Origin of the sequence: Aminobacter sp. MET-1 (assembly GCF_026521175.1) — a bacterium.
Lineage (GTDB): Bacteria > Pseudomonadota > Alphaproteobacteria > Rhizobiales > Rhizobiaceae > Aminobacter.
On the sequence record NZ_JAMSHL010000173.1, the window covers coordinates 1 to 240 of the forward strand.

At 63.3% G+C, this 240-nt stretch carries 1 protein-coding gene; it reads left to right on the forward strand.

The annotated features are described in order from the left end of the window. The coding region (locus NDO48_RS29515; RefSeq protein WP_267322958.1) for a LysR substrate-binding domain-containing protein at nucleotides 1-240 on the forward strand (240 nt) is incomplete at both ends.

Genomic DNA, 240 nt, shown 5'->3' on the forward strand with positions numbered 1-240 from the left:
CTCTAAGCGTGATCGAGTTGATGCGCGAGCCGTTGGTTGCGGTATTGAACGCTGGCCATCCGTTGGTGGAAGGCAGCGAGCGCGGCCTGCACCTGGCGCAACTGGCCGAAGAGCCGTTTGTATTTTTCCCGCGCACCTACGGCAGCGGCCTCTACGCTCAGCTGCTCAACCTGGCCCGCGATGCCGGCTTCAGCCCGCACTTCGCCCAGGAAGCTGGAGAAGCGATGACCATCATCGGCC